A 5,940-nucleotide genomic window follows, 5' to 3' on the forward strand; every position below is an offset into this window, starting at 1 on the left:
TTTCTGTCCGTGGTGCTCCAGACCAGCACATTCTCCTGCGGGCAAAGATATCTGTCGTTCTCCGCGTCGTACACGAAGTGCTTCTTCTGATAGTCGTTCTGACCTTTATGCGGCCTGCGGTACCCCGGCACCAGCGCGATGTCCATCTCCTGCGTCAGATGGCACACCGGGGCCGTGAAGTACCCCGCATCCACGCCCACCGCCACCGGCTCCAGCCCGAAGCGTTCCACCTGATGTTTCAGCCGCCTGATAAACGGCTGACTGTCATGCACATTACCCGGCGTCACGAACGTGTCGGTGATGATGCCGTGCTTCCCGTCCACCGTCCGGTGGTCGAGGTAAAAGAAGCCCTTCGGTTTGTTGTCCCGGTGCATGAACCCGCTCTCCGGGTCGGTGGTGCTGACTTTGGTGTTCTTAACGGCTGCGCTTTCTGGCGTCTTTTTTGCGGCGGGCAGCGGCTTTTTTTCGTGCTTCTTCCTGTCGGCCTCCACCGCGGCATTCAGCTCCGCCAGATATTCGCTGACCCCTTCCGGGCGCAGCTCGTTCACCGCTTTACGCGGGTTGGCGTCGGCTTTCAGGTGGGTGCTGTCGGTGTAGAGTACGCGACCGTTAGCCATCCCCTGCGTCAGGGCCTGCATCACGATATGGTCAAAAATCTGTGCAAAGACGTCACTGTTGTTAAAGCGGCGAATGCGGTTCTGGCTGAGGGTGGAGGCGTCGGGGACTTTCTCGGTCAGGCCCATACGCAGGAACCAGCGGTAGGCCACATTGACCTGAATTTCCTTCACCAGACGGCGTTCGGACGGGATGCCGAAGAGATAGCCCAGCAGCATCATTTTAATCAGGCGGACCGGGTCGATGGCAGGCCTGCCGTTATTGGGGCAGTAGAGAGGCTTTACCGCATCGCGGATAAATTCGAAGTCGATGGCGGCATCGATTTTGCGGACCAGGTGGTCTTCAGGGACCAGTTCATCGAGGGTGATGGTTTCAAACTGGTACTGCTGCGGGGAGAGTTCTCTGAGCATGGCGGTCAGTCCATTAATTGTACTGACCCTATTAGATCAAAGACCCGGCCTTTCGACCAGGACTTTGTCAGCAGTCTGAACGCTGGCGAATGCCAGCGTTTTTTATTTTTTCTCAACCAGCTGCTTCACGGTATCAGCATACTGTTGAACGAAGACGTCCATGTTGCTGGTGTCCATGTCCTGAGGGTTCACCTGATATTTACCGTTAACGTACATAGCAGGTACGCCTTGCAGCTGCAGATCGGCAGCAGCTTTCTCTTCCTGAGCGACCAGGGATTTCACGACAAAGCTATTCCAGGCAGCGTCATACTCTTCTGCTTTTACGCCTGCATCGATGAAGACCTGGCGGATATCCGCAACAGTCTGAACAGTCTGCGTTTTCTGCACGGCTTCAAACATTGGAGAAGTGATCTTATCTTCCACGCCCAATGCGATGGCCACAGCCCAGGCTTGAGTCAGTTCTTTACCCAATGGGCCCAGGAACTCAACGTGGTACTTGGTCATTTTGGTGCCTTCAGGCAGCTTCTTCTTCACGGTGTCGGACACGTGCAGCACCTGCTCGAACTGGTAGCAGTGTGGGCAGTAGAAGGAGAAGAACTCCAGTACTTGTGGTTCACCAGCAACAGGTTTCTCCAGAGTGGTGTACTGTTTGCCCTCGGTGATTTGCGCCGCCGATGCGCTGAATGCCAGAATCATGCCTGCCAGCGCCAGCAAAATCTTTTTCATTGTTAATACTCTCCTGAAAATGCCTGTTAATACATTGGCGTTAACTGTAATGGGGGTTCCTGAAGAACCCTGACTTGTTCTAAAAACATTTGGGTTTGTCTGCGCCAGTTATCTTCCTCGGCAAGCCAGGGGAAGTTGACCGGGAACGCAGGATCTTCCCAGCGTCGGATTAACCACGCCAGGTAATAAACCATACGCATCGCGCGTAACGGTTCAATAAAGGCAAGCTCAGCAACATCAAAAGAACTGAACTCTTCGTAAGCTTCGAGGATGATATCCAACTGCATTCTGCGTTCGGCAGTATCCCCGTGCAATAACATCCACAAATCCTGAACAGCAGGACCGTTTCGGGCATCATCCAGATCGACAAACATCGGCCCATCACGCCACAGTATGTTCCCGGCATGGCAATCACCATGCAACCTCAGTGAAGTGAAACGCGAGTGCCATTGTTGCATAACAGCATCAATAAGCTTATCTGTCGCGTTGAGGAAATTTGTCTTCAATGAGGAAGGGATGAGTGGCGTTGTTTCAAAAACCTGACGGGGTTCCAGCAGATACTCATTGATGCCCATATCCGGACGAGCAGCGAAACGCTTTTTGCGCCCGGTCTGATGCAAACGACCGAGATAACGACCAACCCATTCCATTTGATCAAGGTTATCAGGTTCGAACTGACGGCCACCCACGCTTGGAAAAACAGTGAAGAAGAAACCTTGCTGAGTCAGTAAGGTTTCTCCGTTGAATGCCAGCGGTGCAGCGACAGGCACATCATCATTTTGCAGCTCTAGTGCAAACTGATGCTCTTCACGGATCTGCTCTGCCGTCCAGCGTTGCGGGCGATAGAATTTCACGACGAAGCGCTTTCTGTCTTCATCCTGAAATTGCCAGACCCGATTCTCATAGCTGTTGAGGGGCGTCAGACCTGAATCCACCCGTATGCCTTGATCGAAGAGGGCATCTACGATGGTATCCGGGTGGAGCGTCTGGAAAGTAAAAGCCTTATCGTTCATCCGATTATCCGGAAATCACTGCGAATGATTCAGGATATCATTTCACAGCGTTTTCGGTGGCACCGCTTACAAGCTTTTACTCTTTAATTACACCGCGAGCGCGCAGCAACGCGGTTTTAAAATCTTCTTCATAATCTTTCTGAATACCCGGGATCACCGCATCTTTCGCGGAATCACGCATTTTCAGGTGATAAATCAGAATATCGTCGGAAAGATCGGTGAGCTCGCCGTCAAAACCTGACTCCTTCGCCAGTTTCTGCAAGAATTGCATCAGATTCAGCTCGGGCTCTTTTTGCCAGGCTGGCTGGAGGAGTTCAATCACTTCGTTCAGACGTTTACATTTCATTCAGTTGCTCCTTACGCTTAAGGATCACACGTTAGCAGGGTCAAACCCACAATAAAAGAGGCGATATTTGTGAATCAACAGCCAAAAGTAATCGGTGTCGTGCTGGCTGGAGGCAAAGCAAGCCGAATGGGTGGACGGGATAAAGGATTACAGACACTTAACGGAATGCCGCTGTGGCAGCATGTTGCTCGCGCTCTTTTAGCCCAGACAGACTCACTGGTGATCAGTGCGAACCGCTCACTCGATATTTATCGGGAAAGTGGTTATCCCGTGACAGAGGACAGCTTCGGTGATTATTGTGGCCCTCTGGCAGGAATGCTTTCGGTTATGCAAAAAAGTGAGAGTGAGTGGTTCCTGTTTTGCCCTTGTGATACGCCCTTCATCCCTACCGTTATGCGTGAACGGTTCTTTCTTAACAGAAAAGAAGCTCTGGTTGTCTGGGCGCATGATGGAGAGCGAGATCATCCCGCCGTTTCTTTGGTGCATCGCAGGGTACTCCCGGCGCTGGAAAATTATCTGAATGCCGATGAACGTCGGGTAATGGCTTTTATGCGGCAAGAAGGTGGCCACAGCGTTGATTTTAGCGATATGAAGTCTGCATTTACCAACGTGAATTCCCTTGAAGAGCTGCAGCGTATGCAGGAGAAACCATGATCCCCGTATTAGCCATAGCCGCCTGGAGCGGGACAGGGAAAACGACTTTGCTAAAAGCGCTTATTCCAGAACTTTGTTCCAGAGGCTTACGTCCGGGTCTAATCAAACACACCCATCATAAAATGGATGTGGATACACCGGGTAAGGATAGTTACGAACTCCGTAAGGCCGGGGTATCACAAACAATTGTTGCCAGTTCCCAGCGTTGGGCGTTAATGACCGAAACGCCGGAAGAGAAGCCGTTGGATCTGAATTATCTCGTCAGCCGAATGGATCATTCAGCACTGGATCTGGTGTTGGTGGAAGGCTTTAAACACGAAGCTGTTCCTAAAATTTTGCTGTTCAGGGCGGGCACTGGCCATCAGGCAGAAGAATTAGTGTTCGATGAGCATGTGGTTGCTGTCGCCAGTGATATCTCTCTGGACGTCAAAGTGCCATGCCTGAATCTTAATAATGCCATTGAGATTGCTGATTTTATTGAGCAGTGGATGGTGGGCAGGTAACTAAAAGTTGAATGGGATGTCTTGATAAGGCTAAACGGATGCATTGGATTATAAATACGCAAAAAACCCCGGCCTTTCGGTCGGGGTTGATGCTTTATTTGATGCCTGGCAGTTGTATGCCGGGCTTCCTGCCCGTCACCCTCCGGGCAGCACTGCGTGCTGTGCAAAATCGTTCCCGACGATTTTGTCCTACTCTGGAGAGCGTTCACCGACAAACAACAGATAAACAAAAAAACCCCATGCTTTCGCATTAATGCCGTTCACTTAAGCCTCGCGTGACTTATAGCTGAACGGATATTTAGGCGGAATATAAAGCACCGAACGCTCGTATCGTCGGTGCTTTCTTTTTTCCGGAAGGATAAAGGCTTTTACATTTTCCCTCATTCCTTTCAGATGCTTAGGTATATTCCCCGTCGCGCCCTTACCACTCACCCTGACCTGCGATATCAGAATATTTAATGCCGCCACGAAACTTATCCGGGTTGGAATAACGCCGGCCTCTCCTGCAATATCCACCATTTCCTTTCTCAGCAGGTTGTACGACACCAGGATCCCCCACAGCTCCTGTTTTACCCCCTCCGGAAATCGGCTCCGCAGTGTGACCTCCCCCTTCAACTGCCGTCTTTTTAGCTCTCCATAGCCTAGTTCGATCTCCCAGCGTTCCCAGTAAATTCGCAGCAAATCTTCGACTGGCCAGGCGACCGGATCGGTCAGCGACGTTAAAAATCCCGTGATTTTCCCTTTACCGCCACCGCTGACATAACTCACCATCCTTGCCCGCCAGACTTCCGGGAGATGAGGCGCAGCCTTGCGAGCCTGAGGTGAAACCGGCATCTCAATCAGCATGTCGTAATCGCTGTATCGTTCGATAACCTCATAGCGGAGTTTACTTTTTACTGGTGTGAGCCAGTGTGTGCAGGCTCCGGCCTGCTGCCATTCCAGGAAAAAAGCCGCGCTGAAATAACAGCGGTCGAACAGGGTCAGCGTATGGTCAGGGGCGGAGGAAATCAGACGATGCGCCAGCGTTAGCTCCCCCTCGGCCACACCGCCAAACGCCGCATCCAGCAACATATGGGAATGGGTTGCCATCAGCCCGACCATCCGTACCTGCGGGAATGTCCCCGTGGACGGTTCGATAAACCCAAAAGCAGCGGCGTTCTCAGGTGAATCGGGCGTGCGAAAAAGTGTTCCGTCAACGCTCAGAACCCGGAGGCCATGGAACGTAGCGGGCCCGAGTGCCGCAGGTTGCCAGGCCTCGTTGCAGGCATGAAAAAGGTAGCGAAGTGGGGCTTCGCCCAGGCGCTGGCGTGCGGCAGTGAGTACGCTGGGGGCAAGGCTTTGATAACCGTCTTCAGGCTGGAGAACAATGTCGAGATGATGGCAGACATCTTTAATGGATAAGTCACGCAGCAACCCCATCATCAGAATAAGCCAGACAGCCTGCTCAGCAGGGAGGCGACGCCTGCGAATGCTGGCCTTCTGGCAGGCGCTTAATGCCTGGTGTATCCAGAGGGGGTCAAGGGAGCGAGAAAAAGCATCCAGCTCAGAGGCGAAAGCATCAACAACAAAATCCATATCCTGTTCAGACATAAAAAAATCCGGGAGCAGAGGGCTGTTCCCGGATTGTCTCTCACTGGCAGGATCGTTCAAGTACTCTTAAATGATCGGCATTA

At 52.0% G+C, this 5,940-nt stretch carries 7 protein-coding genes; 2 read left to right on the plus strand and 5 right to left on the minus strand.

Annotation, left to right across the window (positions count from 1 at the left end):
* The 4 genes from ACLW56_RS24710 to ACLW56_RS24725 form a co-directional block, all read right to left on the minus strand.
* Window positions 1-1,025 (minus strand): IS1182 family transposase (locus ACLW56_RS24710; RefSeq protein WP_330986249.1); only part of this gene is annotated, 1,025 nt, incomplete at its 3' end.
* Between the two features lie 102 nt (window positions 1,026-1,127).
* Window positions 1,128-1,751 (minus strand): thiol:disulfide interchange protein DsbA, encoded by a 624-nt coding sequence (gene dsbA / locus ACLW56_RS24715; protein WP_330986260.1) that lies wholly within the window; start codon window positions 1,749-1,751, stop codon window positions 1,128-1,130.
* Window positions 1,752-1,777: 26 nt separating this feature from the next.
* Entirely contained in the window at window positions 1,778-2,764 is a 987-nt protein-coding gene (locus ACLW56_RS24720; protein WP_330986261.1) for a serine/threonine protein kinase, read from the minus strand.
* Between the two features lie 76 nt (window positions 2,765-2,840).
* Window positions 2,841-3,110, minus strand: coding sequence for a YihD family protein (locus ACLW56_RS24725; RefSeq protein ID WP_010436801.1), 270 nt, complete (start codon window positions 3,108-3,110; stop codon window positions 2,841-2,843).
* 69 nt (window positions 3,111-3,179) lie between these two features.
* On the opposite strand from ACLW56_RS24725, the gene mobA reads away from it, so the two are divergent.
* A complete protein-coding gene (gene mobA / locus ACLW56_RS24730; protein WP_330986262.1) occupies window positions 3,180-3,764 on the plus strand; it encodes a molybdenum cofactor guanylyltransferase MobA in 585 nt (194 codons plus the stop codon).
* On the plus strand, window positions 3,761-4,267 hold the full coding sequence (gene mobB, locus ACLW56_RS24735) for a molybdopterin-guanine dinucleotide biosynthesis protein MobB (RefSeq protein ID WP_330986263.1): 507 nt from the start codon (window positions 3,761-3,763) through the stop codon (window positions 4,265-4,267). Before mobA ends, mobB begins: the two co-directional genes overlap by 4 nt.
* 264 nt (window positions 4,268-4,531) lie before the next feature.
* Here mobB and ACLW56_RS24740 read toward each other — a convergent pair whose 3' ends face one another.
* The gene (locus ACLW56_RS24740; RefSeq protein ID WP_330983077.1) at window positions 4,532-5,857 is read right to left on the minus strand and encodes an IS4 family transposase; all 1,326 of its coding nucleotides are present in this window, start codon (window positions 5,855-5,857) and stop codon (window positions 4,532-4,534) included.
* Window positions 5,858-5,940: the final 83 nt, after the last annotated feature.

Source organism: Pantoea sp. sgz302252, from assembly GCF_047713085.1.
GTDB lineage: Bacteria > Pseudomonadota > Gammaproteobacteria > Enterobacterales > Enterobacteriaceae > Scandinavium.

Excerpts from the sequence above, each read along its gene's own strand:
- mobB (WP_330986263.1), top strand. The coding sequence starts at position 3,761 with ATGATCCCCGTATTAGCCATAGCCGCCTGGAGCGGGACAGGGAAAACG.
- dsbA (WP_330986260.1), bottom strand. The coding sequence starts at position 1,751 with ATGAAAAAGATTTTGCTGGCGCTGGCAGGCATGATTCTGGCATTCAGC.
- ACLW56_RS24720 (WP_330986261.1), bottom strand. The coding sequence starts at position 2,764 with ATGAACGATAAGGCTTTTACTTTCCAGACGCTCCACCCGGATACCATC.
- ACLW56_RS24740 (WP_330983077.1), bottom strand. The coding sequence starts at position 5,857 with ATGTCTGAACAGGATATGGATTTTGTTGTTGATGCTTTCGCCTCTGAG.
- ACLW56_RS24725 (WP_010436801.1), bottom strand. The coding sequence starts at position 3,110 with ATGAAATGTAAACGTCTGAACGAAGTGATTGAACTCCTCCAGCCAGCC.